Source organism: Phreatobacter sp. (assembly GCF_052440005.1).
GTDB lineage: Bacteria > Pseudomonadota > Alphaproteobacteria > Rhizobiales > Phreatobacteraceae > Phreatobacter.
This window is the reverse complement of the sequence record NZ_JBQVQL010000047.1, coordinates 20,981-35,455: the sequence shown is the minus strand read 5'-3', so window position 1 is coordinate 35,455 and position 14,475 is coordinate 20,981. Positions and strand designations below refer to the sequence as shown.

General features: G+C 70.1%; 13 protein-coding genes. 5 read left to right on the top strand and 8 right to left on the bottom strand.

The genetic code is table 11. From position 1 onward, the window contains the following. The 4 genes from ACT6XY_RS12990 to ACT6XY_RS12975 all read right to left on the bottom strand — a co-directional run. Positions 1 to 253: hypothetical protein (locus ACT6XY_RS12990; RefSeq protein WP_444748744.1), on the bottom strand; the 253-nt coding region annotated here is incomplete at its 3' end. A gap of 135 nt (positions 254 to 388) precedes the next feature. Further along, positions 389 to 1,591, bottom strand: a complete 1,203-nt coding sequence (locus tag ACT6XY_RS12985) for a lytic murein transglycosylase (RefSeq protein ID WP_444748743.1) — start codon at positions 1,589 to 1,591, stop codon at positions 389 to 391. Positions 1,592 to 1,693: 102 nt separating this feature from the next. Beyond that, the gene (locus ACT6XY_RS12980) at positions 1,694 to 2,239 is read right to left on the bottom strand and encodes a chlorite dismutase family protein (protein WP_444748742.1); all 546 of its coding nucleotides are present in this window, start codon (positions 2,237 to 2,239) and stop codon (positions 1,694 to 1,696) included. Between the two features lie 52 nt (positions 2,240 to 2,291). Then, positions 2,292 to 3,479 (bottom strand): lytic murein transglycosylase, encoded by a 1,188-nt coding sequence (locus ACT6XY_RS12975; RefSeq protein WP_444748741.1) that lies wholly within the window; start codon positions 3,477 to 3,479, stop codon positions 2,292 to 2,294. A 188-nt stretch (positions 3,480 to 3,667) separates the two neighbouring features. Here ACT6XY_RS12975 and ACT6XY_RS12970 point away from each other — a divergent pair, with 188 nt between their 5' ends. Beyond that, positions 3,668 to 4,114, top strand: coding sequence for a baeRF12 domain-containing protein (locus ACT6XY_RS12970; RefSeq protein WP_444748740.1), 447 nt, complete (start codon positions 3,668 to 3,670; stop codon positions 4,112 to 4,114). Between the two features lie 4 nt (positions 4,115 to 4,118). Here ACT6XY_RS12970 and ACT6XY_RS12965 read toward each other — a convergent pair whose 3' ends face one another. Continuing rightward, entirely contained in the window at positions 4,119 to 5,912 is a 1,794-nt protein-coding gene (locus ACT6XY_RS12965) for a GGDEF domain-containing protein (protein ID WP_444748739.1), read from the bottom strand. Between the two features lie 279 nt (positions 5,913 to 6,191). Here ACT6XY_RS12965 and gyrB point away from each other — a divergent pair, with 279 nt between their 5' ends. Beyond that, a complete protein-coding gene (gene gyrB / locus ACT6XY_RS12960) occupies positions 6,192 to 8,618 on the top strand; it encodes a DNA topoisomerase (ATP-hydrolyzing) subunit B (RefSeq protein ID WP_444748738.1) in 2,427 nt (808 codons plus the stop codon). Between the two features lie 121 nt (positions 8,619 to 8,739). Here gyrB and ACT6XY_RS12955 read toward each other — a convergent pair whose 3' ends face one another. Both ACT6XY_RS12955 and ACT6XY_RS12950 read right to left on the bottom strand, forming a co-directional pair. Then, on the bottom strand, positions 8,740 to 9,519 hold the full coding sequence (locus tag ACT6XY_RS12955) for an SDR family oxidoreductase (RefSeq protein ID WP_444748737.1): 780 nt from the start codon (positions 9,517 to 9,519) through the stop codon (positions 8,740 to 8,742). After that, a complete protein-coding gene (locus tag ACT6XY_RS12950; RefSeq protein WP_444748736.1) occupies positions 9,516 to 9,845 on the bottom strand; it encodes a nuclear transport factor 2 family protein in 330 nt (109 codons plus the stop codon). The genes ACT6XY_RS12955 and ACT6XY_RS12950 overlap by 4 nt, the downstream gene beginning before the upstream one ends. A 143-nt stretch (positions 9,846 to 9,988) precedes the next feature. On the opposite strand from ACT6XY_RS12950, the gene ACT6XY_RS12945 reads away from it, so the two are divergent. Next, the gene (locus ACT6XY_RS12945; protein ID WP_444748735.1) at positions 9,989 to 10,906 is read left to right on the top strand and encodes a LysR substrate-binding domain-containing protein; all 918 of its coding nucleotides are present in this window, start codon (positions 9,989 to 9,991) and stop codon (positions 10,904 to 10,906) included. Positions 10,907 to 11,000: 94 nt separating this feature from the next. On the opposite strand, the gene ACT6XY_RS12940 is transcribed toward ACT6XY_RS12945, so the two are convergent. Beyond that, a complete protein-coding gene (locus ACT6XY_RS12940) occupies positions 11,001 to 11,660 on the bottom strand; it encodes a hypothetical protein (protein ID WP_444748734.1) in 660 nt (219 codons plus the stop codon). A gap of 265 nt (positions 11,661 to 11,925) precedes the next feature. On the opposite strand from ACT6XY_RS12940, the gene ACT6XY_RS12935 reads away from it, so the two are divergent. Beyond that, complete coding sequence (locus tag ACT6XY_RS12935; protein WP_444748733.1) at positions 11,926 to 13,092, top strand: FAD-dependent oxidoreductase; 1,167 nt, start codon at positions 11,926 to 11,928, stop codon at positions 13,090 to 13,092. Then, complete coding sequence (locus ACT6XY_RS12930; RefSeq protein WP_444748732.1) at positions 13,092 to 14,279, top strand: GNAT family N-acetyltransferase; 1,188 nt, start codon at positions 13,092 to 13,094, stop codon at positions 14,277 to 14,279. The genes ACT6XY_RS12935 and ACT6XY_RS12930 overlap by 1 nt, the downstream gene beginning before the upstream one ends. Positions 14,280 to 14,475: the final 196 nt, after the last annotated feature.

Sequence of the window (14,475 nt, the reverse complement as noted above, 5' to 3'; positions counted from 1 at the left end):
GTGCCGAGGCCTGGTCGCGCGGCGGGCGCAGCGTCTCGGTCGGCCGGACGGCGCGCGGCGCCGCCGGGCGCTGGCCCTGCGGGATGGTGATGATCCGGGGGCGCTGGTCGCGCGGGGCGAAGAGATGCGGATAGCGGTCGTCAACGTAGGAGGACTGGGCGAGGGCCGGGGGGGCGCATGCCGGCAGGGCCCCGGCCATCGCCAGTGCGAGGCATGCCCATAGTCCCCAGCGCTGCGATCCGGCCACGGTCATGCCGCTCCCTCCGTCCAAGACCGGGTCAGTCTAGCACCGGTCGGGATTTCGGGGACAAGGTCGGGCCTCGGAATCTGCGAAAGCGTTGATGTCCCGACCCAAAAATCCGCGGGGACCGCTCTTCCGTCCCCGGTCTCAGCCGCCGCGACGCAGCCTTTGCAGCAGGGCCACGGTGGGGAAGCCGTCGGCGGGCATGCCGGCGCGGGCCTGGAAGCGCTGCAGGGCCTCCCGCGTCCCGGCGCCGAGCTTGCCGTCCACCGTGCCGGTGTAGAGCCCGACCTGGGCGAGGCGCTGCTGCAACTCGATGCGCTCTTGCTGGGAGAGGGCCCGCTCGGCCGTCGGCCAGGCCTGGGCGAAGCCGCCGCCGCCGCGCAGACGGTCGGCGAGGTGGCCGACCGCCATCGCGTAGTTTTCCGAGTTGTTGTACTTCATGATGACCCGGAAGTTGGGCAGCATCAGGAAGGCCGGGCCGCGGGCGCCGGCCGGCAGGTGCAGGAAGGCCTGGTCGGACTTGCGGGGGAAGGCGCGGCCACCGGCGCGGCGCACGCCGCGCGCCTCCCACTGGGCGATGGTCTGCGGCCGGTCCCGGCCGGCGAGGGTGAAGTCAAGCCCCTGCGGCACCACCACCTCGTAGCCCCAGCCCTGGCCGGCCTGCCAGCCCTCGGCCCGCAGCAGATTGCCCGTGGACATCAGTGCGTCGGGAACGGAGCCGAGAAGGTCGATGCGCGGCGAGCCGGTCCCGGAGCGGGCGGCGCGCAGGAAGGTCGAAGGCATGAACTGGGTGTGGCCGAAGGCACCCGCCCAGGAGCCGCGGAAATTGGCCGGCGCGACGTGGCCCTGGTGGATGATCTGCAGGGCGGCGACGAACTCACCGCGGAAGAAGTCCTGGCGGCGGCCGTAGCAGGCGAGGGTCGCGGTGGCCCTGACGACGCTGGTGTTGCCCTTGGACTTGCCGAAGCTCGTCTCGATGCCCCAGATCGCCGCGATGATGTGGCGGTCGACGCCCGTCTCGCGCTCGGCCCGGTCGAAGGCGGCGCGGTGGGTCTGCAGCATGCGCCGGCCCTCGGCGATGCGGTTCGCCGCCACGAGGCCGTTGATGTACTCCCAGGGCTGGCGGGAGAATTCCGGCTGCCGGTCGAGGAGGGCGAGGATCGAATTGTCCGGCGTCAGCCCGGTGGTCGCCTGCTGGAATACCTGCGGCAGCACGCCGCGCGACCGGGCCTGCTGCTCGAGGCCGCGAAGGCAGTCGGAGAAGCTGCCCTGGGCCGCGGCGGGAGCCGCCGCCGCGAGGGCGGTGACCATCGTCAGCACCGCCGGAGAGAAATGTCCGCGATTCATGCCAAGCGCCTCACGTCCCGAACCCCCGCCCAGGCTCCAGTGGAACAACGTGCATGCTTGACGAACAGTTAAGCCACGCCCGCCGCGGCCGGTCCAGAGGGTTCAGACGCGCTCCAGGCGCAGGTCCACCTCGGCCTCGACATAGCGCCATTCCTCCGTCGCCCGCAGCCGCGCCACCATGTGCTCGAAAGCTTCCGCGTCGGCCGGGGCATATTCGAACCAGGTGAGGAAATCGAAGGGCCCGCCGAGGTCGCGGCAATGGTGCAGGCGCCGCGCCACCTGCGGCAGATAGTCCATGCCGATGGCGGTATGGTGCGAGCGCTCCTCGAAGACGGCGCGCCGCTCGTCCTGGGCGAGCGCCCACCAGGCGGCGGACTTGCGGATGGGAATGAGCGCGGCGCGGGTGGCGGCCGGGCGGCCGAGCCCCTCCTGCCGGCCGGCGAGAGCGTCCGCCTCGGCGCGGGTCGCATAGCGGGTGTTGCTGGCGATGCCGGCGAGGGTCCACACGCCTTCTGGCGCGGCGGATGACAGCGTGACGGCGAGCCGGGGCGCGGCGGCGAGGGCGGGGCCCGTCACCACCGTGCAGGAGAGGATGCGCCAGTCGCCGCTCTCGCCGGCGGTGAAGGCCGTGGTCTGGGGATGTGTCATCGCCACCTCGTCTGCCGGCACGGCATTCAAGCCGCGTGCCAGACCCTGCGCCTCACCCCCGACGCAGCCGTTCGAGGAAGGCGCGGTCGGCCTCGCCGGTGGGCGACATGCCGAAGCGGCCCTGCATGGTGCGGACCGCGGCCTTGGACTTGTCGCCGAGGATGCCGTCGACGTCGCCGAGGTCGAAGCCGAGCCGGTTGAGGATGGTCTGGATCTCCTCGCGGTCGGCATGGGTCAGCCCGCCCTCGCCGGGAGGCCAGGGCTTGGAGAAGCGGCCGGCGCCCTTGATCCGGTCGCCGAGGTGACCGACGGCAAGAGCGTAGGAATCGGCGTTGTTGTAGCGCTTGATGACGTTGAAGTTGCTGGTCACCAGCAGGTGGGGGCCGCCCTCGCCCGCCGGCTTCCACAGGGACGCCTGGGCGCCGCCGGACATCGGTCCGCCGCCGATGCGGCGCACGCCCGAAGCCGCCCAGCCATCCAGGCTCTTGCGTTGCGAGCGGTTGCCGGCAAGGCCCGGTGCATGGACCTCGAAGCCCCAGGGCACGCCCGGCGTCCAGCCGTTGCGGCGCAGGTAGTTGGCTGCCGAGCCCATGGCGTCGGGGATCGAGGTCCAGATGTCGCGCCGCCCGTCGCCGGTGAAGTCGACGGCGAAGGCGTGGAAGCTGGTGGGCATGAACTGGACATGGCCCATGGCGCCTGCCCAGGAGCCGATCATGTTCTGCGGCGTGGTGTCGCCCGCCTGCAGGATGCGCAGGGCGGCGATCAGCTCGCGCCGGAAGAACTCGGCGCGGCGGCCGGCGGCGGCCAGGGTCGCCATGGCCTGGATGACGTAGTGCTCGCCGCGGGCCGTGCCATAGGAGGTCTCGTTGCCCCAGATCGAGCAGATGATCTCGGCCGGCACGCCATATCTGCTCTGGACGGCGGAGAAGGTGGCGCCGTGCTGGGAGAGGGCGGCGCGCCCGTTGGTGACGCGCTTGTTGGAGGCGCGCACGTCGACATAGTCCCCCAGCGTCCGGCGGAATTCGGGCTGGCGCTGCGACAGCTCGATGACGCGCGGGTTGGGCTGGACGCCGGCGAAGGCGCGGTCGAAGGCGGCGCGCGACACGCCGGCGGCGGAGGCGGCAGGCCAGAGGCCGGCGACGAAGGACTCGAAGGACTGCGCCGCGGCCGGTCCGGACAGGCCGGGCAGAGCCATGGTGCCGGCGGCGGCGACGAGGGTGCGGCGGGTGATGAGGTTCATGTCGGCTCCCGGATGTCCGGCGGGGGGAAGCGCCGGTTTGATCAAGCGCATGGAGGGCCTGATGAGTCGGGCACAAGGATAGCGCGGTTCCGGCGGACGGGCATCCCAGCCCGTCCGGATGGATCGTCACAGGCCGGAACGAAGCCGACGCCGGGCGGTTTGTCGAGGGACCCCATGGAGGATACGACATGACCGAGATCAGGATTCCGCGCGACGCCCTCGTCTTCGTCGGCGACGGGACCAAGGCCCTCTTCCTGCGCAACAAGGGGGATGCGGAACTCGTCAACCTCGTGGTCGAACGCATCTTCGAGCAGGACAATCCGGCGACCCGCGACCAGGGTACGGACCGCCCCGGCCGCTCCTTCGCCAGCGCCGGCACCCATCGCAGCGCGATGGAGGATACCGACTGGCACCAGCTGGCCGAGGACCGGTTCGTCGGCGAGGTCGCCGAGACGCTCTACAAGCACGCCCACGCCGGCCGATACCAGTCGCTGATCGTGGTGGCGCCGCCGAAGGTGCTCGGCAGCCTGCGCAAGGCCTTCCACAAGGAGGTCAGCGACAAGGTGAGTGCCGAGGTGCCGAAGGAACTGACCTCGCACCCCATCCACGAGATCGAGAAGCACCTGGCGGCGTGAGGTCTCAGCCGCCGCACGCCGTCCGGAGAGCGATAGGGGCGGCCGACTCCGCCGCAAGCGGCGGTGCCACAGTCACCGGCTCGGGGCCGCAGGTGCGGTTCCGGCCGGCGCGCTTGGCCCGGTAGAGGCGCTGGTCGGCGGTGGCGACCAGATGTTCCCACGACTGGACGGCGTCGGGCGGACGGACGGCGACGCCGAAGCTGCCGGTGACGACGAATTGCGGCGCGTTGGGCACGGCGACGCGGGAAATCGCCCGGCGGAGTCGCTCGGCGAGCGCCATGGCGGCCGCCTCGCTCGTATCCGGCAGCAGCACGATGAACTCCTCGCCGCCGTAGCGGGCGAAGGTCGCGCCCGGCGCGAGCTCGGGGCCGACTTCCCTCGCGATGGCGGCCAGGACGGTGTCGCCCGCCGCATGGCCCTGGCTGTCGTTGATCGCCTTGAAGTGGTCGATGTCGAACAGCACGACGCCGAGGGTCCGGCCCTCGGCGTCCGCCGATCCGAAGCTCTCGAGCGCCAGTTCGTTGAGGGCGCGCCGGTTGAGCAGCCCTGTGAGCATGTCGGTGCGGGAGAGGTGGCGCAGCTGGTCGGCGAGCCGCCGCTGCTCCTCTTCCAGTAGCAGGCGCTGGCGCTGCTGCTCGCGCAGCACGTCGAGCCCTTCGAACATGCCGCGCACCTCGGCGCTGACCTTCGACATCACCGGCGGTCCCGTGAGATCGCCGTGGGCGATGGCGATGATCTGCTGGCGCGCGGTGAGGAGGGGCAGGAACAGGCCGTCGCGGAAGACGATGGAGATGACGGCGAGCGCGAGCACGACCACCAGGGTCAGCATGAGCGAGGCGAGGACGAGCCGGGAGGCCTGGTCGCGCAGTCCGTCGATGGTGGACTGCGACCGCTCGGCGATCATCACGCGCAGGTCCTCCACCGGGCGCATGCCCGGGACGTAGGCACGGGTGAACGTGTCGGCATTGGGTCCGGCGCCGGCGGCGAGCGAGGCCACGGCCCGCGCATAGGGCAGCGATTCGCCGAAATAGATCCGGTTGACGGTATCGAACACGCCGTCCACCTCGCCGCCCTTGAAGAGGGCGCCCGCGAAGCTGGCGAGGAAGCGCCTCATGTCCTGGAGACGGGCCTGGGTCTCGGCGATCTTGGCCTGGAAATTCTGGCGGCGGGGGCCCTCGGCGGTCAGCATCATGACGACGTAGGAACCGAGGCGGCCGGCATCCTCGCGCATCTTGCCGGCGACGTTGTTGAGTACGACGTGGGCGGCGATCTGGGGCGTGTCGGCGACGACGGCACGGCCGAGCTGGTCACGCAACTCGATGGCGGTGTCGGCGGCTGCGAACATCATCTCGATGGCGAAGGCGACGTCGGTCCCCAGCCGACGGTCGGCAGGCCGGGACACCACGGCATCGACCGCCGCGCGGCCCTGGCCGAGCTTCAGGTGCAGGTCCGCCTGAAGGCGCTGCACCTCGGCCGTGGCGGCGCTCTCACCGGCAAACAGCGCCTCGGCGGCTGCGATCATGCGGTCGGTGTCGGCGCGCTTGGTGGCGAGCGCCGCGGCCAGCGCGGCGTGGTCCTGCGCCGCGCCGCCCATCGCGCTGTTGGACGGGCCGCGCTCGGCGGAGACCGCGTTGGCGGCGACCAGGACGGCGTTGTAGCGGGCGAGCTGGGCGCCGCCGTGCCGGTAACGCTCGTGGTCGGCGAGGTTGGTGCGCAGCGACATGCCGCCGAGAGCCAGGCAGGCCGCCGCGGCGAGGATGCCGCCGAGCCATTGCAGGTGCTGGATCTTGAAGGGCAAGGGGGCAGAGACCGTAGAGGCTTGGGGCGAGTTCGCGGACCATCAAGGTGGTATCACGCAGCCTCTAAACAAATCTGAATCGACCGTACCCCGGTGCCGCCTATCGCGTTGCCTTTCATTCTCCGTGTTTCGGGACTATCAGGAGCCCGTGATCGATCCGCGCGCACGGGTGCGCGTGGGGACACCCCGACCCGTTCCAGCTAAAATGCCGGACCGAATCGCAAGGCGCGCGCGGCTGCCGTGATGGCGCTGCGCCGGCTGAAGGAGAGACCGAGGCTCATGGCCGAACCCGTTCGCACCGAGATCAACGAAGCCGACTACGGCGCCGACAGCATCAAGGTCCTGAAGGGCCTCGACGCCGTGCGCAAGCGGCCCGGCATGTATATCGGCGACACCGACGACGGGTCGGGCCTGCACCACATGGTCTACGAGGTCGTGGACAACGCCATCGACGAGGCGCTGGCCGGCCATGCGACCGAGGTGACCGTGACGCTCAACGCCGACAATTCGGTGACCGTCACCGACAACGGCCGCGGCATTCCCACCGACCTGCACCCGACCGAGGGCATCTCGGCGGCCGAGGTCATCATGACCCAGCTCCACGCCGGCGGTAAGTTCGACCAGAATTCCTACAAGGTCTCGGGCGGCCTGCACGGCGTCGGCGTCTCGGTCGTCAACGCCCTGTCGAGCTGGCTGAAGCTGTCGATCTGGCGCGCCGGCAAGGAGCACTTCGTCGAGTTCCGCCACGGCGACCCGATCGCTCCGCTGATCGAGATAGGCCCGTCCAACGGCAAGCGCGGCACCGCGGTGACGTTCCTCGCCTCCACCGACACCTTCACGATGGTGGAATACGACTTCGCCACGCTGGAGCACCGGCTGCGTGAGCTCGCCTTCCTCAATTCAGGTGTGCGGATTCTGCTGACCGACCGCCGCCATGCGGAGGAGAAGCGCGTCGAGCTCTATTACGAGGGCGGCGTCGAGGCCTTCGTGCGGTATCTCGACCGCAACAAGACGCCGCTGGTGCCGAACCCGATCATGCTCAAGTCCGAGCGGGACGGCATCACCGTGGAAGTGGCGCTGTGGTGGAACGACAGCTACCACGAGAACGTCCTCTGCTTCACCAACAACATCCCGCAGCGCGACGGCGGCACGCATCTGGCGGGCTTCCGCGGCGCGCTCACCCGGCAGGTGACGAACTACGCGGAGTCTTCCGGCGTCACCAAGAAGGAGAAGGTCGACCTCACCGGCGACGATTGCCGCGAGGGCCTGACCGCCATCGTCTCGGTCAAGGTGCCGGATCCGAAGTTCTCCTCCCAGACCAAGGACAAGCTCGTCTCCTCCGAGGTGCGCCCGGTGGTCGAGAGCATCCTCAACGAGGCGCTGTCGACCTGGTTCGAGGAACATCCGGCCGAGGGCCGGACCATCGTGCAGAAGGTGGCGGAAGCCGCCGCGGCACGCGAGGCCGCCCGCAAGGCGCGCGAGCTCACCCGCCGCAAGACCGCCCTCGACGTCGCTTCCCTTCCCGGCAAGCTCGCCGACTGCCAGGAGCGCGATCCCGCCAAGTCCGAACTCTTCATCGTCGAGGGTGACTCGGCCGGCGGCTCCGCCAAGCAGGGGCGCGACCGTGCCTTCCAGGCGGTGCTGCCGCTGCGCGGCAAGATCCTGAACGTCGAGCGCGCCCGCTTCGACAAGATGCTGTCGTCGGAGATGATCGGCACGCTGATCATGGCGCTCGGCACCGGCATCGGCCGCGACGAGTTCAACATCGACAAGCTGCGCTACCACAAGATCATCCTGATGACGGACGCCGACGTCGACGGCTCCCACATCCGGACGCTGCTGCTGACCTTCTTCTTCCGGCAGATGCCGGAGATCCTCGAGCGCGGCCACATCTTCATCGCCCAGCCGCCGCTGTTCAAAGTCAGCCGCGGCAAGAGCGAGACCTACATCAAGAACGAGCGCGCCCTCGACGACTACCTCGTCACCGGCGGCCTGGAGGACAGCCTCCTCGTGCTCGGCACCGGCGAGATCTGCGCCGGCGCCGACCTCGCGGCCATCGTCGAGGAAGCGCGCCAGGTGAAGAACCTGATCGGCGCCGTCCATTCGCGCTACAGCCCATCGGTGGTGGAGCAGGCGGCGATCGCCGGCGCGCTCAACGCCGAGACCATGAAAGACCCGGCGCGGGCGCAGGAACTGGCTCTGAAGATCGCCCAGCGGCTCGACGCCATCTCGGACGAGATCGAGCGTGGCTGGGAGGGGCATTTCGACGGCGAGCGCTACCGCTTCCAGCGCACCGTGCGCGGTGTCGCCGAAGTCGCCATGCTCGACGCGGCGCTGATCTCCTCGCTGGAGGCGCGCAAGCTCGACGAACATTCCGCCCGTCTCGGCGTGGTCTTCGACAAGCCCGCCAAGTTCCGCCGCAAGACCCAGGAAACCCAGGTCGACGGGCCGATCTCGCTGTTCGAGATGGTCAAGGAGGCCGGCGCCAGCGGCATCAAGCTGCAGCGCTACAAAGGCCTCGGCGAGATGAACGCCGAGCAGCTCTGGGAGACCACCCTCGACCGCAACGCCCGCTCGCTGCTGCAGGTGAAGGTCAAGGAGGTCGACGAGGCCGACGACATCTTCGTCAAGCTGATGGGCGACGTGGTGGAGCCCCGCCGCGCCTTCATCCAGGACAACGCCCTGAGCGCCACCGTCGACGCCTGAGGGCGGCGAGGCGGAGTGTGTCGCCCGCAGGGCGTCGACGCCCTCTGGTTAGGGCTCGACGCCGGGGCGCTGCGGGTGGGCCCTGCCCACACCGCGCCGCTGCAGGTTCCCCGCCTCGTCCTCACGCGGTCGGGACGGTTCCGCCGTCGATGACGAATTCGGAACCGGTGATGCTCGCCGCGCGGTCTGACGCGAGGAAGGCGATGAGGCTCGCAATTTCCAGGGGCGTCGAAGGGCGCCCGATCGGGATGCCGCCCAGTGACGCCATGATCCGTCTCCTGCCCTCCTCGATGCCTCCGCCATTGTCGGCACCGACCCGCTCCGCCAGGTGAACGGCGGCCTCGGTTTCGATCCAGCCCGGCGATACCCTGACGACGCGGACCCCGTAGGGGGAGACCTCCTTGGACAGGCTCTTGCTGTAGGTGGACAGGGCCGCCTTCGCGGCGGCATAGGCCGTCGTCGCTTCCGGCAAGGGGAGGGCCCTCTGGATGGAAGTGACGTGGATGACCGTGCCGGATCCGCGCGCCACCATGTCGGGCACGAGGGCCCTGTCGAGGCGCACTGCCGGAACGAGGTTCAGGTCCAGTTCCCGCTGCCAGGTGGCGTCGGTGAGGGCGGTGAACCCGCCCGCCGGCGCCGAGGATCCGCCGAGCATGTGGACGATGACGTCGACGCCGCCGAGACGACGCCGCACGGCTTCCACGAGCCTATCGCAGCCCTCGGGCGTCGTGAGGTCGGCGGCGACGAAGGAAGGGTCGGGTCCGCTGGCGGGGAGGTTGCGGGCGCTCGTCAGAACCTCGGCTCCGAGGTCGCGGAACAGGGCGACCGTGGCCGCTCCCGCGCCGCGGGTGCCGGATGTGACCAGCGCCCGCTTCCCCTGAAGGGTGAGGAAGGGGATCACGGCCGAATCTCCAGCGCGGCGATCCCGTCGTCCGCGACGACGAAGACATATCTCAGATCGACGGGGCTGCCGGGAAAGTCGCCGGCGACACGGCCCGTCACCACCGCCCGCTCGCCGTCGCTTTCCATCGCCATGGGATCGACGACGTAGGTGTATTGCCGGGAGGCGCCGGCCTTCCACCGTGTGATGGCCTCGCGGCCGACATGGGACCGGCCCTCGTCCGTGACGGTGGCCGTTGGCGTGAAGCACCGGGCGACGCGCTCGGCGCTTCCGCTCCGGTCGGCTTCGAAATAGGCCGCGATGATAGGGGGAAGCGGAATGCTCATGGGCTCTGTCTCCTGGCAAAGGGCGGCACGTCCTGGATGGCTCGCCCCGGGGCGTCGGCCGCCTCGCTCCCCAGAAGCTAGGGCTGGACCTGCCTTTCAATAACCGGGATAAAGCGGGATGTGTTGATGTGGATTCCGGGACAATGCCGCGCCTCAGCCTCATGCAACTCGATGCCGTGCTGGCCATTGCGCGCCGCGGTTCCTTCCGCGCAGCGGCACTCGATCTCGGCCTCTCCAGCACGGCTCTCAGCGCCCTGATCGCCAGGCTCGAGGGTGAGGTGGGCGTCCGGCTGTTCAACCGGACCACCCGCAGCGTGTCGCTGACGGATGCCGGGCGCACTTTCGTCGACAAGGTCCGTCCCGCCCTCGACGATATCCACGAGGCCATGGAGACGGTCCGTTCGCAGCAGGACATTCCGTCGGGAACGCTTCGGATCAACGCGTTCGCCACGGCCGCGCGGCAGATCCTCGGCCCGCTCCTGCTCGCGTTCCTGCGGCGCTACCCTCAGGTCCACATCGATCTGGTGACCGAGGGCCGCATCGTCGACATCGTCGCCGAAGGCTTCGATCTCGGCCTCAGGAGAGCCGACCTCGTACCCAGCGACATGATCGCCATTCCGGTCGGGCCGCCCCAGTGCCACGCGGTCGTCGCATCTCCCGCCTATTTCCGGGCGGCTGAGCGCCCGCGGGTCCCGCCGGACCTCCTCGCCCACGCCTGCGTCCGCGTCCGCCTGCCGAACGGGATGCTCTATCGCTGGCCCTTCGAGAAGGAGGGGCATGCGATCACCATGGACGTCGAGGGACCCATCACGCTCGACGAGGCGAGCCTGGCGCGCATGGCCGTTCTGGAAGGGGTCGGAATCGGCTTCTTCATGGAGGCGGACGTGCGTGAGGACATTGCCGCCGGCCGGCTCGAGCGGGTCCTCGCGGACTGGACCCCACCCCTCGCGCCGATCAGCCTTTATTACCCCGGCCGGCGCAACCCGTCGGCCGCCTTCAGAGCCTTCGTCGACCTCGCCCGGGAGTTTGGCCGGGTGCGCAAGGCCGACGGTGGGGTCTAGAGCGTCATCGCCCTCAAAGCCTCGCGCATCTCCCGCAAGGTCATGCCGTACGGGCGGGTCGCCATGGCGATCCCGCCCGGACGGCGGAGGCGGCTCAGTAGCGCGCCGAGATCGGCTGACGGTGGCCGTGGCCGCCGTGGCGGTGCGCCCCATGGGCGTGATGGCGGGACGGACCGTGCGCCTGGGAGCGGCTGACCGGCACCCACTGCTCGGTGGCGGGCGCGACCTGGACGCGGCGCTGGACGACGCCGTACTGGGCCGGCACCACCGACGTCACGACGCTTTCGGGGCGCACCACGACGGTGCGGGCGACGGTGCCGTAGCGGGCGGGAATGTGCTCGTGGACGACCCGTCCCGGGCGCACCATCACCTGGCGGGCGACGGTGCCGTAGCGGGCGGGAACGGTGGTCTCGCAGAGGATGTCGCGGCCATGGGCGTCGCGGCGCGTGGTCCAGCCGCGGCTCGCCGGGGCGATCTGGACGGTCTCGTGGACGACGCGGTACTCGGCGGGAATGTGCCGGGCGACGGTGGCGGCCGGGCTGATCTCCACGGTCTGCTGGACGACACCGAGCTGTGCCGGCACGCGGTAGGAGACCGACTGCGCGGGGCGGGTCACGACGGTTTCCTGCACCACGCCGTACTGGGCTGGGCGAACTTCCCGGCGATAGCAGGTTTCGCACTGGCCGGACGCGAATGCCGGTCCGGCGATGGAAACGGAAATGGCGGCGACGGCGCCCACGGTGAACCTGCGCATGGCTACTCCCTCAACTTGGTGCCAGGTCCTCATCGCCCGGGGATGCCGCGCGTGCCTGGCCTGCCGCATTGTCTGGTCACATCATACCGCCTTCCACAACGGTAACCCGGTATTTACCCTAAGGAACGCCGTTAACGGCACAGGGGCCGGGAAACACAACCTTCCGTTAAGGCTGCCGGCGGGAACGGGCGCGCAAAAATGTCGCATTAAGAAGCGCCCGGTAAACAGGGTTCCGCGGAAAAAGGTCTGCCCGCAGGAGCCCGTCATGGCTGATTTCGATGTCGCGATCGTAGGCGCCGGAGCCGGCGGTGCGCTCGCCGCCGCCATGCTCGGGCGCGCCGGCCATCGCGTGTGCCTGATCGACCCCGCCCGCGAGGTCGGTTCGCAGTTCCGCTGCGAGAAACTCGAGGCCGCCCATATCGGGGCGCTGCGGCGGGCGGGCCTCCTCGACGCCATCGCCGGACAGGGCGAGCGCTACGACACGATCTGGATCGCGCGCCAGGGCCACCTGGTCGAGCGCCGCCCGCGGACCGAGTACGGCTTCGACTACGCGCAGCTGGTGACCGCCCTCAGGGAGAGCGTGCCGGCGACGGTCGAGCGCATCGTCGACCAGGTGACGGCCGTGACGCCGAAGGCGGATGCCTCCACCCTGACCCTCGCCGAGGGGCAGGCGCTCAGCGCGCGGCTCGTGGTTCTCGCCACGGGGCTCCAGCCGGCCCTGGCCGAGAGCATGGGCATGAGCCGCCGGGTGGTCAGCGCCAACCACTCCATCTCGATCGGCTTCGACGTGGCGCCGGTCGGCCGCGCGCGGTTCGACTTCGATGCGCTGACCTATTTCGGCGAGCATCCGGAGCACCGGGTTTCCTACATCACCTTCTTCCCGGTGCAGGACCACGTCCGCGCCAATCTCTTCGTCTATCGCGACAGGAACGACCCGTGGCTCGGCCACTTCCGCCGCGACCCCGTCGCCGCCATTGGCGAGGTGCTGCCGCGGCTCCACAAGCTGACCGGCGCGTTCGAGATCCTCGACACGCCCCGCATGCGTCCGGTCGACCTGGTCGACACTGTGGGCCTCGACAAGCCGGGTATGGTCCTGATCGGCGACGCCTTCTCCACCGCGTGCCCGGTGAGCGGCACGGGCGCCGCCAAGGCGCTCGTCGACGCCGAGCGCCTGTGCAACGGTTTCGTGCCCGGCTGGCTCAAGCAGCGGGAGATCACCGCCGCCGATGTCGCCGGCTTCTATGCCGACCCCGAGAAGGTCGCCAGCGACCAGTTCTCCCGAAACCTGTCGCTCTCCGCCAAGAGGCTCGCCCTGGAGCCGAGCCTCGCCTGGGAGGCCTACCGCTGGGTTCGCTTCGCCGGGTCGGTCGGGCGCAACGTCCTGGCGTCACTGCGCCAACCGCACCATCCGCACGGAGCCGCGAGGTCCTGATGACCATGATCGCCCTCGACCTCGGCACGTCCGTCGCCGCCGACGCCACCGTCTCCAACGCGACCTGGGCCGGCCATGCCGTCCACCGCGTGTCCTCGCTCGAATCCCTCGCGGCGGACTGGAACCGCCTCGAGGCCGGCGGCGGAACCACGGTCTTCCAGAGCTACGCCTATATCCGCACCTGGGTGGCGCTCGCCGCCGCCGGCCAGGGAGAAACGCCGGTCTACTTCGTCGGCAGCCGCGACGGCGTCGTGCGCTTCATCCTGCCGATGGCCATCGCGCGGCGCGCTGGCGTGTCCGTCCTCGGCTGGCTCGGGCAGGCCCATGCCAATTACGGGATGCCGGTGGCCGAGCCCGGCACCTTCGCGGCGGCCGGCGGCGACGTCGACGACCTCCTGAGGCTGGTCGCGCGGCTGGCCGGGGCCGCCGTGGTGCATCTCGATCGGCAGCCGGAGGAATGGCGGGGGCTCGCCAATCCCTTCGCCATCGGCGCGGGCAGCCAGGCGAGCGCCAACGACACCTTCGTTCTCGAGCTCGGCGACGACTATCCGGCCCTGCATGGCAGCCTGTTCTCCTCGCGCACCCTGTCGACCCTGAAGCGCAAGCAGCGGAAGATGGCGGAGGTCGGCCCCGTCGCCTTCAACCAGCCTGCTGACGTCGCGCGCCGCCGCGACATTTTCGACTGGTTCTGCGTGGAAAAGCGCGAGCAGCTGGCGCGGACGGGCAGGGGCAGCGCCTTCGACGATCCCGAGATTCAATCGCTCTACAAGGCGATGGCCGCGGATGCGGCGGGCTTCCAGGCCGACGAGCTCAAGGTCGGCGACGACCGCGTCGCAGTCGGGCTGACGGCCTATCACGCAGGTGTCGCCACCCTGATCAACACCGCCCATGTCGGCGGCACCTACGCCCGCTTCTCGCCCGGCACCCTGCTGATGCACCATATGGTGGAGACCGCCCATGCCAAGGGCGCGCGCATCTATGATTTCGGTCCCGGCGAGCTCCCCTACAAGCTGGAGTGGAGCCCCAAGGTGATCGGCCTGAGGTCCACCACCATCGTGCTGTCCTGGGCCAGCCTGCCGCTCGCGGCGCTGCTCCGCGGGAAGACCTGGGCGAAGCGGGTGGTGAAGCGGAACCCGAAGCTCATGACGCTGGTGACCCGCCTCAGGTCCGGTCGCGCGGCGTCCTGAAACTGGCCGGGTCGCCGGCATCCAATCCCTGCGTGGACGGCCTGCTGTGAGCTACGGCGCCGGCGCCCCAGCCTGACGGGGTCGCGGGCCGAAGGGGTGTGCCCGGTCGGGGCAGCGCAGTCCAGCCCGATGCAGCCGGCCGTCGCGTGCCGCCGCGCTCGCGGCCATTTGGAACGCGCCTGAGCGGGGCTGGTTG